Source organism: Aminobacter carboxidus (genome assembly GCF_014863355.1).
Taxonomy (GTDB): Bacteria; Pseudomonadota; Alphaproteobacteria; order Rhizobiales; family Rhizobiaceae; genus Aminobacter; species Aminobacter carboxidus.
In genome coordinates this window covers 85,819-105,002 of record NZ_JACZEP010000004.1, presented here as the reverse complement: position 1 = coordinate 105,002, position 19,184 = coordinate 85,819, and the positions used below count along the sequence as shown (strand labels likewise).

General features: G+C 65.0%; 19 protein-coding genes, 1 tRNA gene and 1 riboswitch. Of the genes, 12 read left to right on the top strand and 8 right to left on the bottom strand.

Translation table 11 applies throughout. The annotated features are described in order from the left end of the window. The first annotated feature begins 42 nt into the window (after positions 1-42). The 7 genes from IHE39_RS14750 (at position 43) to IHE39_RS14720 (ending at position 4,554) form a co-directional block, all read left to right on the top strand. On the top strand, positions 43-1,029 hold the full coding sequence (locus IHE39_RS14750; protein ID WP_192566999.1) for an ABC transporter permease: 987 nt from the start codon (positions 43-45) through the stop codon (positions 1,027-1,029). Further along, a complete protein-coding gene (locus IHE39_RS14745) occupies positions 1,026-1,853 on the top strand; it encodes an ABC transporter permease (protein WP_192566998.1) in 828 nt (275 codons plus the stop codon). The genes IHE39_RS14750 and IHE39_RS14745 overlap by 4 nt, the downstream gene beginning before the upstream one ends. Beyond that, complete coding sequence (locus tag IHE39_RS14740) at positions 1,850-2,608, top strand: ABC transporter ATP-binding protein (protein ID WP_192566997.1); 759 nt, start codon at positions 1,850-1,852, stop codon at positions 2,606-2,608. Before IHE39_RS14745 ends, IHE39_RS14740 begins: the two co-directional genes overlap by 4 nt. Further along, a complete protein-coding gene (locus tag IHE39_RS14735; RefSeq protein WP_192566996.1) occupies positions 2,605-3,393 on the top strand; it encodes an ATP-binding cassette domain-containing protein in 789 nt (262 codons plus the stop codon). The genes IHE39_RS14740 and IHE39_RS14735 overlap by 4 nt, the downstream gene beginning before the upstream one ends. Then, positions 3,390-3,893, top strand: coding sequence for an L-2-amino-thiazoline-4-carboxylic acid hydrolase (locus IHE39_RS14730; protein WP_192566995.1), 504 nt, complete (start codon positions 3,390-3,392; stop codon positions 3,891-3,893). Before IHE39_RS14735 ends, IHE39_RS14730 begins: the two co-directional genes overlap by 4 nt. 105 nt (positions 3,894-3,998) lie before the next feature. After that, positions 3,999-4,187: a YegP family protein gene (locus IHE39_RS14725; RefSeq protein ID WP_184771938.1), complete on the top strand. Its 189-nt coding sequence runs from the start codon at positions 3,999-4,001 to the stop codon at positions 4,185-4,187. A 112-nt stretch (positions 4,188-4,299) separates the two neighbouring features. Beyond that, entirely contained in the window at positions 4,300-4,554 is a 255-nt protein-coding gene (locus tag IHE39_RS14720; protein ID WP_184771936.1) for a GlsB/YeaQ/YmgE family stress response membrane protein, read from the top strand. Positions 4,555-4,646: 92 nt separating this feature from the next. Here IHE39_RS14720 and IHE39_RS14715 read toward each other — a convergent pair whose 3' ends face one another. The 3 genes from IHE39_RS14715 to IHE39_RS14705 form a co-directional block, all read right to left on the bottom strand. Further along, positions 4,647-5,570, bottom strand: a complete 924-nt coding sequence (locus IHE39_RS14715) for an acyl-CoA desaturase (RefSeq protein WP_192566994.1) — start codon at positions 5,568-5,570, stop codon at positions 4,647-4,649. A gap of 897 nt (positions 5,571-6,467) precedes the next feature. Next, on the bottom strand, positions 6,468-7,250 hold the full coding sequence (locus tag IHE39_RS14710) for a (2Fe-2S) ferredoxin domain-containing protein (protein WP_246485493.1): 783 nt from the start codon (positions 7,248-7,250) through the stop codon (positions 6,468-6,470). Between the two features lie 114 nt (positions 7,251-7,364). Then, positions 7,365-7,559: riboswitch (cobalamin riboswitch) on the bottom strand. 73 nt (positions 7,560-7,632) lie between these two features. Then, positions 7,633-7,956 (bottom strand): hypothetical protein, encoded by a 324-nt coding sequence (locus IHE39_RS14705; RefSeq protein WP_184771932.1) that lies wholly within the window; start codon positions 7,954-7,956, stop codon positions 7,633-7,635. Positions 7,957-8,129: 173 nt separating this feature from the next. Between IHE39_RS14705 and IHE39_RS14700 the strand changes: the two genes are divergently transcribed. Continuing rightward, the gene (locus tag IHE39_RS14700) at positions 8,130-8,486 is read left to right on the top strand and encodes a cupin domain-containing protein (RefSeq protein ID WP_184771930.1); all 357 of its coding nucleotides are present in this window, start codon (positions 8,130-8,132) and stop codon (positions 8,484-8,486) included. A gap of 175 nt (positions 8,487-8,661) precedes the next feature. On the opposite strand, the gene IHE39_RS14695 is transcribed toward IHE39_RS14700, so the two are convergent. Together IHE39_RS14695 and IHE39_RS14690 are read right to left on the bottom strand one after the other, a co-directional pair. Further along, positions 8,662-8,737 (bottom strand) — tRNA-Thr (locus tag IHE39_RS14695). Positions 8,738-8,923: 186 nt separating this feature from the next. Then, a complete protein-coding gene (locus IHE39_RS14690; RefSeq protein ID WP_184771928.1) occupies positions 8,924-9,880 on the bottom strand; it encodes an NAD(P)H-dependent flavin oxidoreductase in 957 nt (318 codons plus the stop codon). 226 nt (positions 9,881-10,106) lie between these two features. On the opposite strand from IHE39_RS14690, the gene IHE39_RS14685 reads away from it, so the two are divergent. Beyond that, positions 10,107-11,201, top strand: a complete 1,095-nt coding sequence (locus tag IHE39_RS14685; protein ID WP_192566993.1) for a hypothetical protein — start codon at positions 10,107-10,109, stop codon at positions 11,199-11,201. Between the two features lie 61 nt (positions 11,202-11,262). On the opposite strand, the gene IHE39_RS14680 is transcribed toward IHE39_RS14685, so the two are convergent. Further along, positions 11,263-12,861, bottom strand: coding sequence for a cisplatin damage response ATP-dependent DNA ligase (locus tag IHE39_RS14680; protein WP_192566992.1), 1,599 nt, complete (start codon positions 12,859-12,861; stop codon positions 11,263-11,265). A gap of 262 nt (positions 12,862-13,123) precedes the next feature. After that, a complete protein-coding gene (locus IHE39_RS14675) occupies positions 13,124-14,134 on the bottom strand; it encodes a ligase-associated DNA damage response exonuclease (protein WP_192566991.1) in 1,011 nt (336 codons plus the stop codon). A gap of 83 nt (positions 14,135-14,217) precedes the next feature. Between IHE39_RS14675 and IHE39_RS14670 the strand changes: the two genes are divergently transcribed. Then, a complete protein-coding gene (locus tag IHE39_RS14670; RefSeq protein WP_192566990.1) occupies positions 14,218-15,129 on the top strand; it encodes a methyltransferase domain-containing protein in 912 nt (303 codons plus the stop codon). Here the strand turns inward: IHE39_RS14670 and IHE39_RS14665 are convergent. Then, positions 15,126-15,332, bottom strand: coding sequence for a hypothetical protein (locus tag IHE39_RS14665; RefSeq protein WP_192566989.1), 207 nt, complete (start codon positions 15,330-15,332; stop codon positions 15,126-15,128). The genes IHE39_RS14670 and IHE39_RS14665 overlap by 4 nt on opposite strands. Positions 15,333-15,622: 290 nt before the next feature. Between IHE39_RS14665 and IHE39_RS14660 the strand changes: the two genes are divergently transcribed. Beyond that, a complete protein-coding gene (locus IHE39_RS14660) occupies positions 15,623-18,124 on the top strand; it encodes a ligase-associated DNA damage response DEXH box helicase (protein WP_192567191.1) in 2,502 nt (833 codons plus the stop codon). After that, positions 18,121-18,834, top strand: a complete 714-nt coding sequence (gene pdeM / locus IHE39_RS14655) for a ligase-associated DNA damage response endonuclease PdeM (RefSeq protein WP_192566988.1) — start codon at positions 18,121-18,123, stop codon at positions 18,832-18,834. Before IHE39_RS14660 ends, pdeM begins: the two co-directional genes overlap by 4 nt. Positions 18,835-19,184: the final 350 nt, after the last annotated feature.

Below are 19,184 nucleotides of genomic sequence, written 5' to 3'. Positions count from 1 at the left end.
CGCGACCATTCGCGTTCGACGCCTGACGAAGATGGGACGCGCATGACCCGCGCCTGGCGTTTGCTGAAACGCCGGCTGGTCGGCAGCATTCCGGTGCTGCTGATCGTGGTCGTCGGCTCGTTCCTGCTGCTCGAGGCAGCGCCTGGCGATGCGGTCGATGCCTATGTCGTATCGGTTGGCGGCGACGCCGGCATGATCGAGGCCTTGCGTCAGAACTGGGGGCTGGACGCCTCGCCGATGACGCGGCTTGCCGCCTATCTCTGGGCGCTGCTGCATCTCGACCTCGGCCACTCGGTCGCTTTCTCCCGGCCGGTGCTGGATGTTGTGCTCGAACGGCTGCCGAACACGCTGCTTTTGATGGGGGCTGCGACGGCATTGTCTTTCGCGCTCGGAACCGCGCTCGGTATCCTTGCCGGCGCGCGGCCGGGCAGCGCCCGCGACCGGCTGCTGTCGATCGGTTCACTGGCGCTTTATGCCGTGCCCGGCTTCTGGCTGGCGTTGGTGCTGACGATCGTCTTTTCGGTCGAGCTGCGCTGGCTGCCCTTGTCGGGCATGGAGACCATCGCGTCCGGCAAGACCGGCATCGCCCGCGCGCTCGACATCGCCTGGCACATGGTGCTGCCGGTGACGAGCCTCGGCCTGATCTATCTCGCGCTCTATCTCAGGATGATGCGGGCGGGCATGGCCGAGGTCTGGCGCATGGATTTCACGCTTGCAGCGCGCGCCCGCGGCATCCCGAGGCGTCGCATCGTGCTTGGCCATGTCGCGCGCAACGCGTTGCTGCCGCTGGTCACCATGCTCGGCCTGCAGTCGGCCCAGATGCTGGGCGGCAGCGTCGTCATCGAAAGTGTCTTTTCGGTGCCGGGACTGGGCCGACTGGCGCAGGAGGCGGTGGGCTCACGCGACACGCCGCTGCTGATCGGCATCATCCTGGTCAGTGCCGTGCTGGTGATCGTCATCAACCTGCTGGTCGATATCGCCTATGCCGCGCTCGACCCGCGCGTCGACGCGAGCGAGGCCAACGCATGAGCCTCGGCCGCCTGTTCCGCTCGCCCGAGGCTGTCGCCGGTTTCGCCATTCTTGGCCTGCTCGTCGCCATTGCCTTATTGGCGCCTGTGCTGTTTCCGGGCGATCCTTTGGCCATCGCCGGCCAGCCTCTCACGAGACCGTTCCAGGATTGGACACTGCCGCTCGGCACCGACCGTCTCGGCCGCGACGTGCTGGCTGGGCTGTTCCATGGCGCGCGCACCTCGCTGGCCGTCGGGCTCGCCGCGGCTGCCGCCTCGATCCTCGTCGGAAGTGTCGTAGGCACTGTGGCAGGTTTTGCCGGCGGGCTGGTCGACGAAGTGCTGATGCGCATCACCGACGCCTTCCAGACGGTGCCGGGTTTTTTGTTGTCGCTGGCGCTGGTCAGCGTCGTCGGGCCTTCGCTTGGCGTGGTGGTGGCGGCGATCGCACTCAGCGCTTGGACCGGGCCCGCGCGGATCGCCCGGGCCGAGGTGCTGTCGATCCGCGAGCGCGACTATGTCGCCTCGGCGCGCGTCATCGGCATGCACCCGGTCGAGATTGCCTTTCGCGAGGTGTTGCCCAACGCGCTGCCGCCGGTGCTGGCGCTGTCGTCGGTGATCGTGGCGGCCGCGATCCTGACCGAGGCGGCACTGTCCTTCCTCGGCCTCGGCGACCCCAACCGCGTCACCTGGGGCGGCATGATCGCGGAGGGCAGGGCGGTGCTGCGCTCGGCGCCCTATCTGTCCGTCATCCCCGGTATCGCCCTGGTGCTGGCCGTGCTCGGCGTCTACCTCGCCGGCGAGGGGGTGGTTGAAGGTACCGCGGCGCGGGAGGGGCAGGCATGACGCCACTGCTCGAACTGCGCGGACTGGGCGTGCGCTACAAGGGGGCTGTGGCGCCGGCGCTCGAAGGCGTCGACCTCGATCTCGCAGCCGGTGAACGGCTGGCCATCATCGGCGAGAGCGGGTCGGGCAAGAGCACGCTGGCGCGGGCCGTCGCCGAGTTGTTGCCACAGACGGTGATCCAGCAGGGCACGGTCGCCTGGCCGGGCCTCGACCAAAAGGCGCGCAATGGCCGCGATATCGGCTTCGTGTTCCAGGATCCGGCATCGAGCCTCGATCCAGTCATGCCGGTCGGCGACCAGGTGGCCGAGGTGGCGCATGCCAATCTCGACATGGACTGGCGCGCAGCACGGCGCCTCGCGGTCGAACTGCTCGACAGGGTCCGCTTGCCCGAGCCGGCGCTGCTGGCGCAGGCCTATCCGCATCAGCTCTCGGGCGGGCAGAAGCAGCGTGTGGCGATTGCGGCGGCGATCGTGGCGCGGCCACGGCTGCTGATCGCCGACGAGGCAACGAGCGCACTCGACACAATCGTCCAGGCCGAGATCATGGCGCTGATCAGCGCCCTGGTGGCCGAGGACGGCATGGCGCTGCTGTTCGTCTCCCACGACATCGCGCTCGCTGCCAACCTCGCTGACCGCGTCGCCGTTTTCCGCCACGGCCGTTTGGTCGAGCAGGCGGCAACGGCCGAGCTGGTGTCGCAGCCGAGGACCGACTACAGCCGCGCCCTGCTGGCAGCACATCTGGGGCTGCACGCATGAGCACGCTGCTTCAGGTCGAGGGGCTGTCGAAACGCTACCGGCGCGGCAACCAGGAGGTTGCCGCGCTTGACGGGGTCTCGTTGTCGATTGCGCCGGGCGAGACGTTGGCGCTGGTTGGTCCTTCCGGCTCGGGCAAGTCGACGGTGGCGCGCATCCTGCTGCGGCTGGTCGAACCCGATGCCGGCCGGATCAGCTTCAACGGTGAGGCATTGCTTGGCCTGCGCGGTGCAGCGCTCCGGGCGATACGCGCGAATTTGCAGATGGTGTTCCAGGATCCGATGGCGGCATTCAATCCGCGCGCCACCGTGGCCGGCCTGATCGACGATCCGCTGCGGATCCATGGCATTGTCGGTCGCGCCGAACGGCCGAGGGCGATCGCAACGCTGCTTGAGCGCGTCGGCCTGGCTACCGAACTCGCCGGCCGCCGCGTGCATGAAATCTCGGGCGGCCAGCGCCAGCGCGTGGCGATCGCGCGCGCGCTTGCCACTAGGCCGGCGCTGATCGTGCTTGACGAGGCGGTGTCGGCGCTCGACGTGCTGGTGCGCGCCGACATCCTCAGCCTGCTCGCCGAACTGCAAAGGGACGAGGGCGTCGCTTATCTTTTCATCTCGCACGATCTGGGAGCGGTGCGCGCCATAGCCCACCGCATTGCCATCATGGATGGCGGTAGGATCGTCGAGCAGGGCGAGGCTGCCACGGTGATTGCTGCCCCGGCTTCGGCCACCGGCCGGGCGCTGGTCGCGGCCACGCCCGAGCTGCCTGTTTTCAAGGAGACCGTTTCGTGACCGAACATGCCATACGCGCTGAAAAGCTCGCTGCCGAACTGGACTCTGCCTTTCGCAACCGCGCCGACCTCTACCGGCTGATGCTGGACGAGCTCGCTGCCGAACTGGGCGACGACAGGGCAGAAGACATCCTGGTGCGGGCGATCGAAAAGCGCGGCCGCGAGGTCGCCGAGATGGCGTTCGCGCGGTTCGGGCCTAACGATGCTCGGGTCATCGGCGAAGCCTTCCTTGCCGTCAGCCCCGACGGCGGGCGAATGTACCCGACCGACGTCGAGCGCAGCGACCACCACATCGCCTTCAAGGTCAAGCGCTGCCCGCTCAAGGATGCCTGGGTCGGGGCCGGCGTTGGCGACGACAGGCTGGCGACCTTGTGCCGGATCGCCGGGGCATTTGACCGCGGCCTGTTCGAGGCGACCGGCGTGCGTTTCGACAACGTCACCTGGACGCCGGGCCACGGCACCGGCTGTTGCCACATCTGCCTGACCGACCGCGACGCCTGAGCTTGCCTGGGGCCGAGTTGCAGCTGTGATGGACTTTCGCCGCCCGCTTGTGCGACGATTCGTCCAGCGGCGTGAGTCGCGAACCGGCAGATACGAGGAAATGCGATGTACAAATTCGAGGTCTACAAGGACAAGGGCGGCGAGTTTCGCTTCCGCTTCAGGGCTTCCAATGGCGAGGTCATGTTCAGCTCCGAAGGCTACTCGGCCAAGGCGTCGGCGCTGAAGGCGATCGAATCGATCAAGAAGAACACGCCGGGCGCCGCCGTGGACGATCAGACAACGGCCGTCGCCTGATCTCGCAATGCCGCGGGTCCAGCTGGACGCGCAACGTCTTTGAACCGGCGTGTCGTGCTTTCAGGAACTCCATGCCGGAGTCCGGGCCGATGCGCGAAATCAGGAGAGGTCTATGGGTATCGAAAGCCTTCTTATCTTCCTCATCGTCGGTGCGGTCGCCGGTTGGCTCGCGGGGCAACTGGTCAAGGGTTACGGCTTCGGCCTGATCGGCAACATCGTCGTCGGCATCGTCGGCGCGCTGATCGCCGGCTGGCTGTTTCCGGCCATCGGCATCAGCCTCGGCACCGGCATCATCGCCGCCATCATCCACGCAACGATCGGCGCGGTGATCCTGCTCGTGCTGCTCAGGCTGGTGAAACAGGCCTAGCCGCCTTCCACAAAGCTACAAAGCAAATCGCCGGCAAGCACAGCTTGCCGGCGATTTTGTTTTCCTCGATGCCTCTCGGGTCGCTCCCGGCGCTAGTGGTCGTGCCGCCTTGGCTCGGCGATCTTGCTTGCAAGTCCAAGCAGTCCGAGCAGCCGGATCGACAGGTAGGTGACGTCGAACTCCCACCAGTGATGGCCGTGGCGCGCCGAGCGGGGGTCGGCATGGTGGTTGTTGTGCCAGCCCTCGCCGTTGCTGAGCAGACCGACGATGACGTTGTTGGTGCTGTCGTCTGTGGTTTCGTAGTTGCGGTAGCCCCAGACATGGGTGACCGAATTGACCGACCAGGTGATGTGCCAGGTGATGACGGTGCGCAGGAACACGCCCCAGACCAGCAGGCTGAGGCCGAACTGCACCGCTTCGCCCGTGGTCTGCCCGGCGATCAGGCTGGCGGCGACGCCGCCGCCGAAAAACGCTGCCCACGACGCCAGGATGATGCCGAGATAGACATGCGGCTTGTCGAGCTTGCGGTAGAACGGGTCGCGGACGATGTCCTTGGCGTAGCGGCCGTAGATCTGCATGCGCTCCATGTCGGGCGATTTGACCAGCAGCCAGCCAATATGAGCCCAGAGGAAGGTCACGATCGGGCTGTGCGGGTCGGGCTCCTCGTCGGCATGCTCATGATGGCGGCGATGCACCGCCACCCAGCGCGCCGGCGTGTCCTGGAAGGCGCAGACGGCGATGATCGCGAGCCCGTGTTCCAGCCATTTCGGGCAGATGAAGCCGCGATGGGTGAGCAGGCGGTGATAGCAGAGATTGATGCCGAGCGTGCCGAAGACATAGATGCCGACGATGCAGAGGATGACGCCGGTCCAGCTGAAGAACCAGGGCAAAAGCGCGTAGAGCGCCACAAGATGGTAGAAGGCGAGGCCGCTGACATTGAGCCAGTCGATACGCGCCAGCAGCGGCTGACGCGCGACGGGGGGCGTGGCGGCAGACACCGCAATCTGGTCCGACATAGATGCTCCCCGTTGCGGCCCGTATCGTTTCGTAACGATCGAGCCACCTCCTCAATTTCAGGCGAGGTTGCGCAGTTTCTAATTCAGGGTCAAGGCACGTTTGGAATTGTCCCGAAATATGCACGTTGGGAGGGGACGACGTGTTGAGCGCGCCTGTCGTGATTGTGGATGCGACGTTGGCCGGATCCTTGGGGCGTGGATTGTCGCCAGACATGCGCTGAGGTCGGCGATGAAGGTCGGCGCGGTCACGAGCATGGCGGGCAAGAACAAGTTGTTCACGCCACACCCTCCATCAGGCTACCGCGCAATTTCCGGCAGTCAGTCGTGATGCAGGCAATCGTCGCAGAGACCGAACTTCCAGGCAGCCGCCGTGACGCCAATGAAGCGATTGTGGCAATGGACGCATTCCATGTTGCCTCCTTCTTCACCGCGCGAAGGCTGTGAAAGGATTTTTTGTATCGCGAAATAACTTTCGCGCCGGCGAAGCAATGCGTCCCGAGCCTCCCGCCGCGTGTGAGATAGTTGAATTGCCATGCCAAGAACCGCCCGCTGTCTGATCTAGCCCCGTGTAATAGTCGCTGATGTTTCCCTTGGGTCAATTAGATCGATGGATTGACGTGCGCCGCAGCGAGGTCGGAGATTTTGCGTCAAAATTGCACTTTTTCTGGCGAATTCGACTTTCCATGTGCGGGGAAGGTGGCGTTGCTGATCGCGCAATTTGCCGTGATGACGGCGTTATGGACTTCGGGCACTGCGGGTGGTTGCCGCGTGTTTCCGCCTGACCTTGAAGCCAGCTTCTGCTATCAGATTTCCGGGATACACATGCATCTGCTGATCGAGACCTGCAGAGATGTGTCTCGAAGCCCCTGCCGGGCCTGGAGCCGCCAACGGCGACGGCTACCGCCGCAGCACCTGCTTGCGGCCGGTGGGTTGGTAAGCGAAGTCCTCGACCACCACGCCGCCAAGCAGATGTTCGCTGACGATGCGGTCGATGGCGGCTTCGGTGACACCGCCGTAGTAGGTGCCCTCGGGAAACACCTGTAGCACCGGCGCCAGGTTGCACGGGCCGAGGCAGGTCGACTTGGCGGTCATTGTGCCGTCGCCGGTGATGCGAAGCTTCTGGCGATCCTGCTGGTTGCGCAGGTGGCCCCAGATCAGGTCGGCGCCGGCGGCGTTGCATGGGCCGCCCTGGCAGACCAGCACGCGCCGTTTCTGCGCCGGCACAAGCGAGCCCTCTGGCGTGAGCTTTTCGAGCGGCGGGACAGTCGTCGCCGCATCGGCACCGGCAACGAGTTCGGCCATCAGCACCGGCAGCAGCGGACTTTCGGCGAGACCCTGGGCGATGCGCATACTCGGCCACGGCGCACCGTCCTCGGCCTGCCAGCGGCGCAGCGATTTGACGAGCCAGGCGGTGAAGCTTGGCTCGACCGGCAGCATCAGCGGCAGGATGAGGATGTCGGAGACGTTGGTTTGCCGAAGTGCTGCCAGTGCCTCGCGCAACGACGGCGTGCCCTGTTCGGTGAAGCCGAAGCTCGCATGATCGACACCGGGCAATGTCGCGGCCAGATCGGCGAGCCGCTGCATCTGCTTGTATGGGGAAGCCGCGAAGGCCGACTTGGCGACGAGCACGACGGCCCGTTTGGCATCTGACTGCGCGGTCTCAACTTCGGTACTGGACAAACGATTCGATCCCTGCCTGGTCGAGGCGGGGATTGCGGCAACGCATGTCGGTGGAGGCCAAGGCCGATGCGCCCGCCTGCACGAACCTGCGTTCCGGTGGTACACCCCGCCCTCGGAACATCATTCGGTCAGGCAGGTCTCCTGGCTCGCGGGTCCCGGCTTCATCGCCTGTCTTCCCGGCATCAACGCCAGTGACAAGATCGGCAATGCGGCTCGCCGCTTACAGTTGCGGGGCAGCTTCGGTGTCACACCGAATTCCCTCTTAGCTCCCGCCCGAAAGCGGAAGAACCATAACCGCGCGGCAAGCTATAGGCGGGTCGGGCCAAGTCAAGGGATATCCGAGGTCACAAAATCAAGTCGTGGTGTCGGCGACGCGTCAACGCTATCTCGCCAGACTGGCCGGAAGGGGCTGGCTTGAGCATTTCGAATGCATGTCTCGGGCGAATTGCTTTCGCATCTTGGCTTGATGCTGCTTGCCGGCCATTGCAATGCCAAGCCCGTATGGGCCGAGGAGCAGGCCGGCGGATATGCTCATGGTCTTCTTCTCGCCCGCCTCATAGTTCGATGCCGCTTGCCGGGCTCTTGCGCATTCCGGAGAGCGCCATTTGGGATCCTGGGTCGAGAGTTTTGCGGCATGCTCGGCTGGCTGGGTCGTGCAGCCGACGACGGCGAGCATTGTCATGGCCGCCAACAGTTTTGCTTTCATCTATAAGCCTTTGCTAAATCTGCTCCTATCATCACCGGCAGGGGTAATTCCGCAAGGGGCGGGCTTCAAAGCGCACAGCGTCGCAGTGTCTTGGAATTTATCACCAGGAAACTAAGTTGCCCGCGGTGGGCCCGTCGGCTATTCAGAAGTGTCTGAAGAAGGAGGAAGATACCATGGCGCATAAAACCATCCTCAAGTTCGGCCAGCCGGAAGGCGCCGACTCCAGTGACCTGCCAGGCTGGGTGGTGGTCGAAGGAAAGCCGACGATGAAAACCGCCGTCCAGCACACGACCAGGGATGGCAAGGTGCTGTCGGGAACATGGCAGGCGACGCCAGGCACCTACCATGCGAGCTACACCGACTATGAGTTCGTCCACATGATCTCGGGCCGCATTGTCATCACGCCCGACGGGGGCGAGCCGGTCGAGGTTGGGCCGGGCGATGCGTTCGTCGTGGAGGCCGATTTCAAGGGTACCTGGAAGATCATCGAGCCCGTGACGAAACACTTCGTCGTCACTGTAGGGTCGTAGGAACGCAATCGCGCATTCGGCTGGGACACCGCCCGTTCGCTAGAGGATGGGAGACGGAGTGCCAGTCGGTGCGCACATGGGGGCAATGCCCTTTGCTTCCGCGTTGGTTTCGACATTGCATGCAGAACCTGGGCGGATGGCCCGATGCGTACCAGTGATTTTCTTCTGAGATAGCTGGTGCCGCTTAGGTGACTCGAACACCTGACCCCATCATTACGAATGATGTGCTCTACCAACTGAGCTAAAGCGGCTTCCAGGCTTCGCGACCCGAGGGGCGCGAGACAGTGAGCGCGTGATAACTTCATTGCGCGCGGATTTCAAGCGGCCTTTGCAGGGTTTTGACAAGAGGCGAACATGTCGCCGCCTGTCGTTGGGGAAAGCCGCTGCTGGTCAAGGGCGGCTCGAAAGGACGAGGTTTCCTATCGCGCCGGCTCTATTCAACCGGCGAGGCGGGCTTTCGCCGCAGCGTATTCGCTGGCCAGACGCTCGACCAGCTCCGCCACCGGGGCCACCTTGTCGACCGCGCCGATGCCCTGGCCACAGCCCCAGATGTCCTTCCAGGCCTTGTATTTGTTGTCGCCCTCGAAATCCATGTGGGTGGGATCGGAGACGGCGAGGTTGTCGGGGTCCATGCCGGCGGCGCGGACCGAGCCCTTGAGGTAGTTGCCGTGAATGCCGGTGAACAGGTTGGAATAGACGATGTCGGCGGCCTTGGATTCGACGATCATCTGCTTGTAGGCATCGGCGGCGCGGGCCTCCTCGGTGGCGATGAAGGGCGAGCCGATATAGGCGAGGTCAGCGCCCATGGCCTGGGCGGCGAGCACGGCACCGCCATTGGCGATGGCGCCCGACAAAAGCAGTGGGCCGTCGAACCACTGGCGGATTTCCTGGATCAGCGCGAAGGGCGACAGCGTGCCGGCATGGCCACCGGCGCCGGCGGCGACCGCGATCAGCCCATCGGCGCCCATCTTGATCGCCTTGCGGGCGTGGCGGTCGTGGATGATGTCGTGCAAAACGATGCCGCCATAGGAGTGGACGGCCTGGTTGACCTCCTCGACGGCACCGAGCGACGAGATGACGATCGGCACCTTGTACTTCACGCACAGGCGCAAATCATGCTCGAGCCGCTTGTTCGACTTGTGCACGATCTGGTTGACGGCGAAAGGTGCGGCCGGCCTGTCGGGATTGGCGGCGTCGTGGGCGGCGAGATCCTCGGTGACCTGAGCCAGCCACTCGTCGAACTGGGCTTCGGGGCGGGCGTTGAGGGCAGGAAACGAGCCGACGATGCCGGCCTTGCACTGCGCCAGCACCAGCGGCGGATGCGAGATGATGAACAAAGGCGCGCCGACGACGGGAACACGCAAATTCTTCTTGAGGATTTCAGGCAGTGCCACGCGTCTCTCCCGGCTCTCGATTTTGACGTTTCCGTAAACGTCACTCCATACAACAGATTGCATCGTCTCGACAATGGATCGGTCGCGGGCTCCGCCCGAGTTGTTTTGCCGGCCTTGCGGCGCATTGCACCCATTTTTGGCCGACAATTCGCCAACGGTGCCGTTGATTGATGCCTTTTCTGCCGCTAACCATCTGGCAACACAGGCGCGTTGCGAGGAACATCGGTTGGATTCGATCGAAAAGGCGATCCGGAACGCTTTCGAAAAGGGCGATCCCGAGAACCGCGAGTTTCGCGAAAAGGTCTATCGCGCTGCGTTCGGCGCGCTCGACCGCGCGCTCAAGGCCAATCCGGCGATGACAGTCGAGGCGGCGATCAACCGCCGCAAGTCGCTGCAGGCCACGATCACCGAGATCGAATCGGAATTCATGCCGGCAGCGCCCGCGGCCTCGCTGGGCGCGGCGGACGCTGCAGCAGCACCCGAAATATCGCTCAACGGCAATGGCGCCAGCAGGGCGCCGTCCGTCTCCATCGGCAATCCGGCGGCGGGTGTGACGCCCGTGGTGCCCGACATCATGCCCGATGCGACCTTGCCCGGCGGCCCGCCGGTCGAGATCACCGAAAAGCGCAGCCGGGCGGAGCGGCGTGCCGCCGACCGGGCCAGCGCGCGTGCGGAAAGACGGCGGCCTTATGCGGCGATGTTCTTTGCGGTGACACTTCTCACCATGGGCGGCATCGGCGCCTGGTGGGCGGTGCAGACCGACCAGTTCAAGTCGGCTGCGGAAATCGACACCTCGGTGCACAACCCGCCCAAGCAGCTCGAGAGCGAGGATTTTTCGCCCACCGATGCCGGGCCGGCGCGGCCGGGCGAGGTCGACCAGGCGCGCAACTGGATCACCGTGTTCACGCCGACGGACCCGACCGACGTCAGCGCCCCAAGTGGCACATCGGCCGAAGTCGCCAAGGACGATACCGGCAGCTTCCTGCGCATCCGCTCCGGCAACACCGGCTCAGCGATCGTCTTCGATGTCGGCCGCGGCGTGCTCGAACAGATCGCCGGCAAGCATGCGGTGTTCGACATCATCGCGCGCGCTGAGGACGGCAAGGAAACGCAGATGGCCGTCGACTGCAATTTCGGCGAACTTGGCGACTGCGGCCGCAAGCGTTATCTCGTCGGCTACCAGCGCGGCGAATATCTGTTCGAGATGGATGTGCCGGACAAGGAGCCAGGTGCTGCCGGCACCATCGCCATCAACTCGGACCTGACCAAGGAAGGCAAGGCCGTCGATATCTACGAAATCAGGGTCTCGGTGACCGAATAGCCGGCCTTTGGTAGGGCATGGTCCTGTCCGACAACCGGCGCCCGCTTTTCGGGATCATGCCTTAGTCGAGCAGCGCCTGCAGCGTTTCGATGCGGTCGGCTTCCGCTGGCGGTTTGTCCCAACGCAGGCGTGAGATCCGGGGAAAGCGCATGGCGACGCCCGACTTGTGGCGCGTCGAGCGGTTGAGGCCTTCGAAGGCGACTTCCAGCACCAGCCCGTTCGCCCTGTCGGCGCGCACCGAGCGCACCGGCCCGAAGCGCTCGATGGTGTTGTCGCGGACGAACTTGTCGATCTGCTTGAGCTCCTCGTCGGTGAAGCCGAAATAGGCCTTGCCGACCGGCACCAGCTCTTCGGCGCCCACGGCACCCGACCAGACACCGAATGTGTAGTCGGAGTAGAAGCTCGAACGCTTGCCGTGGCCGCGCTGGGCATACATCAGGACGGCGTCGACCGTGTGCGGATCGCGCTTCCACTTGAACCATGGGCCTTTGGGGCGGCCGGCGAGATAGGGCGAGTCGAGCCGCTTCAGCATGACGCCCTCGATGATCGGGTGCGGCGGCGTGCTGCGCATCTTTTCAAGTTGTTCCCAGCCGCTGAAGGCGACGAGCGGCGACAGGTCGAAGCGATCTGGATCGAGCGTGGCGATGAAACTTTCGAGGCGCTGGCGGCGCTCGATGAAGGCGAGGCCGCGCAAATCCTCGCCACCGAGCTGGAGCAGGTCGTAGCAGCGCACGAAGGCCGGATAGCGGTCCTGCATCTTGACTGAGACGGTCTTGCGGTTGAGCCGCTGCTGCAGGGCGGAAAAGGTGCCTGTCGCCTCGCTGGGTACGCCGACGAGCAACTCGCCGTCGAGTGCTGCTTCGAAGTCCATGGCAGCGACCACGTCGGGGAAGGCACCTGACACATCGTCACCGGTGCGCGAATAGAGCCGGCGGATGCCGCCCTCCGAAACCGCCTGGACGCGGATGCCGTCCCATTTCCATTCGGCGGCGTAGTCGGCCGGGGCGAGCTTTTCGAGGTCGCCGTCACTGATCGGGTTGGACAGCATGACAGGGCGAAACAGTGCCTTGGCAGCCTTTTCCGGTTTCGGCGCCTTGCCCTCCAGCCAGGCGAAGAGTTCGCCATAAGGCGGCGCAAGGCCGTGCCAGAGCTCCTCGATTTCGGTGACGTCGACGGTACCGAAATCGGCCAGCGCCTGCTTGGCAAGGCGGGCAGAGACGCCGATGCGCAGGCCGCCGGTGACGAGTTTGATGATGGCGAAACGGGCCGAGACGCCGGCCTGGTCGAGCAGGCGGGCAAGCACAGCCGGGCCGTCGGAACGGCTCGCCGCTTGTAACTTTTCGACCACTTCGGCGAGCGTGATGTCGTGGTTGGGCCGGCTGCCCGGCGCCTCGGGCCAGACCAGCGATACGGTCTCGGCGAGGTCGCCGACATAATCGTAGGAATAGCCGAACAGCACAAGGTCCATGCGCTCGGAAACGAGCTGGCGCAGCATCGCTGGCTTGACCGAGGCGATGTCGAGCTCGCCAGTGAGGGCAGCGAGCGCCAGGCCGCGATCGGGGTCTTCGACCACGCGGAAGTAGTCGGTGATGAGCTTGAGCTTGCCGTTGCGCGATGGCGTCAGCACAAGGCGGTCGAGGAGTTCGGCGAAGCGGTTCATGGGAGTGCCGTCCCCGATCGGCGTCGCGTTCCGTCCCACCCCCCTCTGGCTTGCCGGCGGGGGAGATCGGCAGCTTCGCTGTTGGCGCTTGTTCTGCGACGATGGCGATTGGCGAAAGCGGTAGTGACAGCTGATCTCCCCCCTTGCGGGGGAGATGGCCGGTAGGACAGAGGGGGGTGCTGTCCCGCAAGCCAAACAGTCTCCCGTCGGGCAGGCCAGAGTGGGGTAGGAAGGATCGCGACGCTATCGGGATGGACCATCCTCAATCCCCCTCGTCTTCATAGCCGACGAGGTGCAACGGCCGAGCCGCTATCCCGCTCAGCTCGCACCAGCGCACCAGCGCCTCCTCGCGGCCATGGGTGACCCAGACCTCGCCGGCGCCGGTGTCTTTGATCGTGGCCGTGAGCTCGTCCCAGTCGGAATGATCGGAAATGATGAGCGGCAGCTCGACGCCGCCTTGCCTGGCGCGCTGGCGGATGCGCATCCAGCCCGAGGCGAAGGCGGAGAGCGGATCGGGGAAGCGCCGCGCCCAGCGGTCGGCGAAGCTCGACGAAGGGGCGACGATGATCGCGCCGGCGAAATCGGCCTTGTCGCCGTCCTCGATGGTCGCCGGCTGGAGGTCGCCAAGCGCGATGCCCTGGCTCTCGTAATATTCGCTCAGCCGCGCGATGGCACCGTGGATGTAGATCGGCCGGTCATAACCTTGGTCGCGCAGCAGCCGCATGACCCGCTGGGCCTTGCCGAGCGCATAGGCACCGACGAGATGGGCGCGCTCGGGAAACTGCCGGGTGGACTTTAGCAGCTTGGCGATTTCGTCCGATGCATCGGGATGACGGAAGACGGGCAGGGCGAAGGTCGCCTCGGTGATGAAGACGTCACAGGGCACCACCTCGAAGGCAGCACAGGTCGGGTCGGTGGCGCGCTTGTAGTCGCCCGAGGCAACGATGCGCAGCCCGTTGTGCTCGACCGATATCTGCGCCGAGCCGAGCACATGGCCTGCAGGGTGGAATGAGACGGTGGCGTCGCCAAGCTTGATCTTGCCGCCCAGGGCCATCGCCTGGGTGGCACCGGCGAAATCCGGCCCACAGCGGATCGCCATGATGTCGAGCGTCTCACGTGTCGCCAGCACCTTGGCGTGGCCGGGGCGCGCATGGTCGGAATGGCCGTGCGTGACCAGCGCGCGCTCAACCGGCCGCACCGGGTCGATATAGAAATCGCCTGATGGGCAGTAGAGCCCTTCGGGGCGGGGATGAAGCAGGTCGCTGGCGCGCATCTTTGCAAGATAGGCATTTGTCGCTTGCGTGGAAGGCCGCTTTGGCAGTAATGCGCGCCACTCTCCTCATTATGGAAACGCGCTTGACGCCGCTGCAGCTCTCTTCCAACGACCTGCTTGCCGACCGGCGGGCGGACTATGCCGAAATGCTGTTCGCTTCGGGCGAGCATGCCGCTGCGGCCGAACTGATGCTTGGGGCGCTTGAGCTGGCGCCGAACTGGGCCATGGGCTGGTTCCGCGCCGGCGAAATGCACGAGGCCGCCGGCCAGTCGGAAGCCGCCGCCGCAGCCTGGCGCATGTCGCTGAAGCTCGAGCCGGCTGACCGGCCAGGGGCGACGCTCAAGCTGCAGCTGATCGGCGCGGCACCTGCCGCCGACAGCCCGCCCAGCGCCTTTGTCGAGATGCTGTTCGACCAATATGCCGAAAAGTTCGATCACGCGCTGGTTGAGACGCTGCACTACCGCGTGCCGGAGTTGCTGACGGCGGCCATCGCCGCGACTGGGCGCAACGCATTCGACCATGCCGTCGATCTCGGCTGCGGCACCGGGCTGATGGGCGTCAAGCTCAGGCCGGTGGCACAACGCCTCGACGGTTACGACATCTCGGCCGAGATGCTGCGCAAGGCGCGCGACAAGGGCGTCTACGACAGGCTTGAAAAGGCCGACCTGCAGAAGCTGGAGTTTTCCGGCGAGGCGGCCGACCTCGTCACTGCTGCCGACGTGTTCATGTATCTCGGCGCGCTCGACCGCGTTTTTGCGCGTGTCGTGAAGATGCTGGCGCCTGATGGATTGTTTGCCTTTTCGGTCGAGCGTCTGGCCGGGGAGGGTGTCTTCGAGCTGCAGGGATCGCGCCGCTATGCCCATTCCGAAGCCTATGTGCACGGGCTGATCGCGGCGGCGGGTCTGAGGCTGCTGTCGCTCGACCGTGCCGTGATCCGCCAGGACCGCCGCGAGCCGGTCGAAGGCCTGATCGTGGTGACGGAGCGGACGGCCTAACGCTGCCGGCTGCTGCTCGGGCTACCGAGCATGCCGCGCGAACGCAGCGGTTTTTCCACCGGCTTGGCGGTGATGCCCGCCTGCTTTTGCAACACTTCCAGTTGGGCCTGAAGGTCGTGGACGAGTTTTTCGAGCTCGGCGATGCGGGATTCGTGGGAAGAGGTGTCGGACATGGGCGGGCTCGATTGTTCGGTTTCGATCATGTGAAGCGGTGCAGCGCAAGACGCAAGCCGTATAGGTTTCATTGCCAATCGCCTCCGTTGTCGAATGGCGGCGGGGCAGCCGCCGCTGCTAATCTCCCCCCGAGAGGGGGAGATGGCCGGCAGGGCAGAGGGGAGGCGCGAAAGAACGCGGCTTTTCAGGGGGCGCGGCGCACCATGTCGAGTATCTTGATCCCTTTTTGTTCCAGATTTCGCTTGGCGCGGCGATGCGCCCGCGCTAGGCATGGGGCGTGACGAGCCAAGCGCGACTGGAGCCGAATTCGACTGCCGCGATGCTGCCGGAGCCATTCGTGCGATGGTTCACCGAGCGCGGCTGGTCGCCACGTGCCCACCAGCTCGATTTGCTGGCGACAGCCCAGCAAGGAAACTCGGTGCTGCTGATCGCGCCGACCGGTGCCGGCAAGACGCTGGCCGGGTTCCTGCCGGCGCTGACCGATCTTGCCATGCGGCCGAAGAAACGCCCGGGCGAGGCGCATCGCGGCGTGCACACGCTCTACATTTCGCCGCTCAAGGCGCTTGCCGTCGACATCGAGCGCAACCTCGGCAAGCCGGTCGCCGAGATCGGCCTGCCGATCACGATGGAAACGCGCACCGGCGACACCCCGCAGCACAAGCGCGCGCGCCAGAAGCTGTCGCCGCCCGAAATCCTTTTGACGACGCCCGAGCAACTCGCGCTGCTGATCGCATCGTCCGATGCCGAGCGCTTTTTCGCCGACTTGCGCTACATCGTGCTCGACGAGCTGCATTCGCTGGTGACCTCCAAGCGCGGGCACCTTTTGTCGCTTGGCCTCGCGCGCCTCAGGAAGTTCGTGCCCGACCTGCAGGCGATCGGCCTGTCGGCGACGGTGGCCGAGCCCGACGAGCTCAGGCGCTGGCTGGTCAACCAGAACCCGGCAGGCGAGATGGCCGAGCTGATCACGGTGTCGGGCGGCGCCAAGCCTGAAATATCGATCCTCGATTCAGACGAGCGCGTGCCATGGTCGGGTCATTCGGCGCGCTACGCCATTCCCGATGTCTATGAGGCGATCCGCAGGCACAGGACGACGCTTTTGTTCGTCAACACGCGCAGCCAGGCGGAGCTCTTGTTCCAGGAGCTTTGGCGCGTCAACGACGACAACCTGCCGATAGCGCTTCATCACGGCTCGCTCGATGTCGGCCAGCGCCGCAGGGTCGAAAAGGCGATGGCCGACAATGTGCTGCGTGCCGTCGTCGCCACCTCGACGCTCGACCTCGGCATCGACTGGGGCGACGTCGACCTCGTCGTCCATGTCGGGGCGCCGAAGGGCGCGAGCCGGCTGGCCCAACGCATCGGCCGCGCCAATCACCGCATGGACGAGCCGAGCCGGGCGATCCTGGTGCCGGCCAACCGCTTCGAGGTGCTGGAGTGCCGGGCAGCCCTTGAGGCCAACTATCTCGGCGCCCAGGACACCCCGCCGTTGCTCGACGGCGCGCTCGACGTTCTGGCACAGCATGTGCTGGGCTGCGCTTGCGGTGCGCCTTTTCGTGCCGACGATCTGTTCGCCGAGGTGAGGGGGGCAGAACCTTATGCGGCGCTGGACCGCCAAAGCTTCGACCGCGTCGTCGATTTTGTCGCCACCGGCGGCTACGCGCTGCGCAGCTATGAGCGTTATGCCCGCATCCGCCTGACCAAGGACGGCACCTGGCGGGTGTCGAATCCACGCATCGCCCAGCAGTACCGGCTCAATGTCGGCACCATCATCGAGGCGCCGATGCTGAATGTCCGTTACACCCGCGCCAAGGGCAAGTCGGGTGCCGGCAGCGCTCAGTCGCTGGCCCTGCGCGGCGGACCGGTGCTCGGCAAGATCGAGGAGTATTTCGTCGAGACGCTGTCGGTCGGCGACATGTTCATCTTCGCCGGCAAGGTGCTGCGCTTCGAGGGCATCCGCGAGAACGAGTGCTACGTCTCGACGGGCGGCGGCGGCAATGTGCTGGTGCCGTCCTATGCCGGTGGCAAGTTCCCGCTCTCGACCTATCTCGCCGAACAGGTGCGCGGCATGCTGGCCGATCCCGCGCGCTGGAAGGCGCTGCCCGAGCAGGTGGCGGACTGGCTGCGCATGCAGCAGCTGAAATCGATCCTGCCGCGGCGCGAGGACCTGCTGGTCGAGACCTTTCCGCGCGGCGAGCGCCACTACATGGTGGTCTATCCGTTCGAAGGCCGGCTGGCGCACCAGACGCTCGGCATGCTTTTGACCCGGCGGCTGGAGCGCATGGGTGCGAGGCCGCTCGGCTTCGTCGCCACCGACTATTCGCTGGCCATCTGGGCGCTCAGTGATCTCGGCGCGATGTTTAGGGCCAAGAAACCTTCGCTCGCCGAACTGTTGGACGAGGACATGTTGGGCGACGATCTCGAGGCGTGGCTCGCCGACAGCTGGTTGCTCAAGCGCACCTTCCGCAATTGCGCTGTCATTTCGGGCCTGATCGAGAAACGCTTTCCCGGCCAGGAAAAGAATGGGCGGCAGGTGACGGTATCGGCCGACCTAATCTATGACGTCTTGCGCAGCCATGAGCCCGACCACATCCTGCTCCAGGCAACGCGGGCGGATGCGGCATCCGGCCTGCTCGATGTCAGGAGGCTGGCCGAGATGCTCTCGCGCATCCATGGCCGAATCGTTCATAAGATGCTGGACCAGATTTCGCCGCTGGCGGTGCCGATCATGCTGGAAATCGGCCGCGAACCGGTCAATGGCGAGGCCAACGACACGCTGCTGCTCGAAGCAGCCGACCTGATCGAAGAGGCGATGGGAAGCGCATGAACATAGCCGCGCGCGAACTGACCAGGGCCGGTTGCGAGACTATCGCCATTTCAGGCATGCGCGCCATCTGCGACCCGCGCGCAGCACTGCATTTCCCTGATGTCGGCCTGCTCGTGGTCTCGGACCTGCATCTCGAAAAGGGTTCTTCCTTTGCCCGACGCGGCCGGCTGCTACCGCCCTACGACACCGCGGCGACGCTGGCACGGCTGGCCTCGGTCGTGGAAGACTATGCGCCGAAGACCATCATCAGTCTCGGCGACAGTTTTCACGACGGCGAGGGTGCTGCGCGCCTGCCGGAGCCTTTTCGCGACAGCCTGATCGGCATGATGAAGGGGCGTGACTGGTTCTGGGTTGCCGGCAATCACGATCCCGATGCGCCCGACGACTTGCCTGGCGAGACCGTGCAGGAACTCGCCGTCGGCGGGCTGGCGTTTCGCCATGAGCCGTCCAAGGGGCTGGTCGAGGGTGAGGTCGCGGGCCACCTGCATCCTTGCGCCCGCATCGTCCAGCGCAGCCGCTCGGTGCGCCGACGCTGCTTCGCCAGCGATGGCCTGCGGCTGGTGATGCCGGCTTTCGGCGCCTTCACCGGCTCGCTCAACGTGCTCGACCGCGCCTACAAGGGCATGTTCCGCAACGGCGCGCCGACCGCCTACATGATCGGCACAAGCCGCGTTTATCCGATCGCCGGGTCGTTGCTGAGGCCGGGGTAGGCCGCTGGTTTGCGCCGCTATTCGGCAGCGCTAACGCCTTTATGCTGTCGCCAAGTCCTCTGAAATTACGGCATGGTTTCCCGACACTCTCCGCTCGTTCCTCGCTCACGAGGTCGGGAATGACGGACTGCGGGGCCGCCTTCGCAAATCTTCGACATCGGCGATTGGCACAAGCGATATGCTGAGGAAACGTCGAAGGTTGGCCGACGCGCTTTTATCATCCGTCATTCCCGACCTCGTGAGCGAGTGAAACGAGCGGAGAGTGTCGGGAAACCATGCCGTGACAGAGACGGTGTCAGCCGCGGCGCAGGACTTGGCACTCCCCTCCAGAGAGGATCAGACAGTGGTTC

Coding starts and splice junctions, on each gene's coding strand:
- IHE39_RS14715 (WP_192566994.1), bottom strand. CDS start 5,570: ATGTCGGACCAGATTGCGGTGTCTGCCGCCACGCCCCCCGTCGCGCGT.
- IHE39_RS14675 (WP_192566991.1), bottom strand. CDS start 14,134: ATGCGCGCCAGCGACCTGCTTCATCCCCGCCCCGAAGGGCTCTACTGC.
- pdeM (WP_192566988.1), top strand. CDS start 18,121: ATGAACATAGCCGCGCGCGAACTGACCAGGGCCGGTTGCGAGACTATC.
- IHE39_RS14750 (WP_192566999.1), top strand. CDS start 43: ATGACCCGCGCCTGGCGTTTGCTGAAACGCCGGCTGGTCGGCAGCATT.
- IHE39_RS14665 (WP_192566989.1), bottom strand. CDS start 15,332: ATGATCGAAACCGAACAATCGAGCCCGCCCATGTCCGACACCTCTTCC.
- IHE39_RS14660 (WP_192567191.1), top strand. CDS start 15,623: ATGCTGCCGGAGCCATTCGTGCGATGGTTCACCGAGCGCGGCTGGTCG.
- IHE39_RS14725 (WP_184771938.1), top strand. CDS start 3,999: ATGTACAAATTCGAGGTCTACAAGGACAAGGGCGGCGAGTTTCGCTTC.
- IHE39_RS14680 (WP_192566992.1), bottom strand. CDS start 12,861: ATGAACCGCTTCGCCGAACTCCTCGACCGCCTTGTGCTGACGCCATCG.
- IHE39_RS14700 (WP_184771930.1), top strand. CDS start 8,130: ATGGCGCATAAAACCATCCTCAAGTTCGGCCAGCCGGAAGGCGCCGAC.
- IHE39_RS14735 (WP_192566996.1), top strand. CDS start 2,605: ATGAGCACGCTGCTTCAGGTCGAGGGGCTGTCGAAACGCTACCGGCGC.
- IHE39_RS14705 (WP_184771932.1), bottom strand. CDS start 7,956: ATGAAAGCAAAACTGTTGGCGGCCATGACAATGCTCGCCGTCGTCGGC.
- IHE39_RS14720 (WP_184771936.1), top strand. CDS start 4,300: ATGGGTATCGAAAGCCTTCTTATCTTCCTCATCGTCGGTGCGGTCGCC.
- IHE39_RS14740 (WP_192566997.1), top strand. CDS start 1,850: ATGACGCCACTGCTCGAACTGCGCGGACTGGGCGTGCGCTACAAGGGG.
- IHE39_RS14745 (WP_192566998.1), top strand. CDS start 1,026: ATGAGCCTCGGCCGCCTGTTCCGCTCGCCCGAGGCTGTCGCCGGTTTC.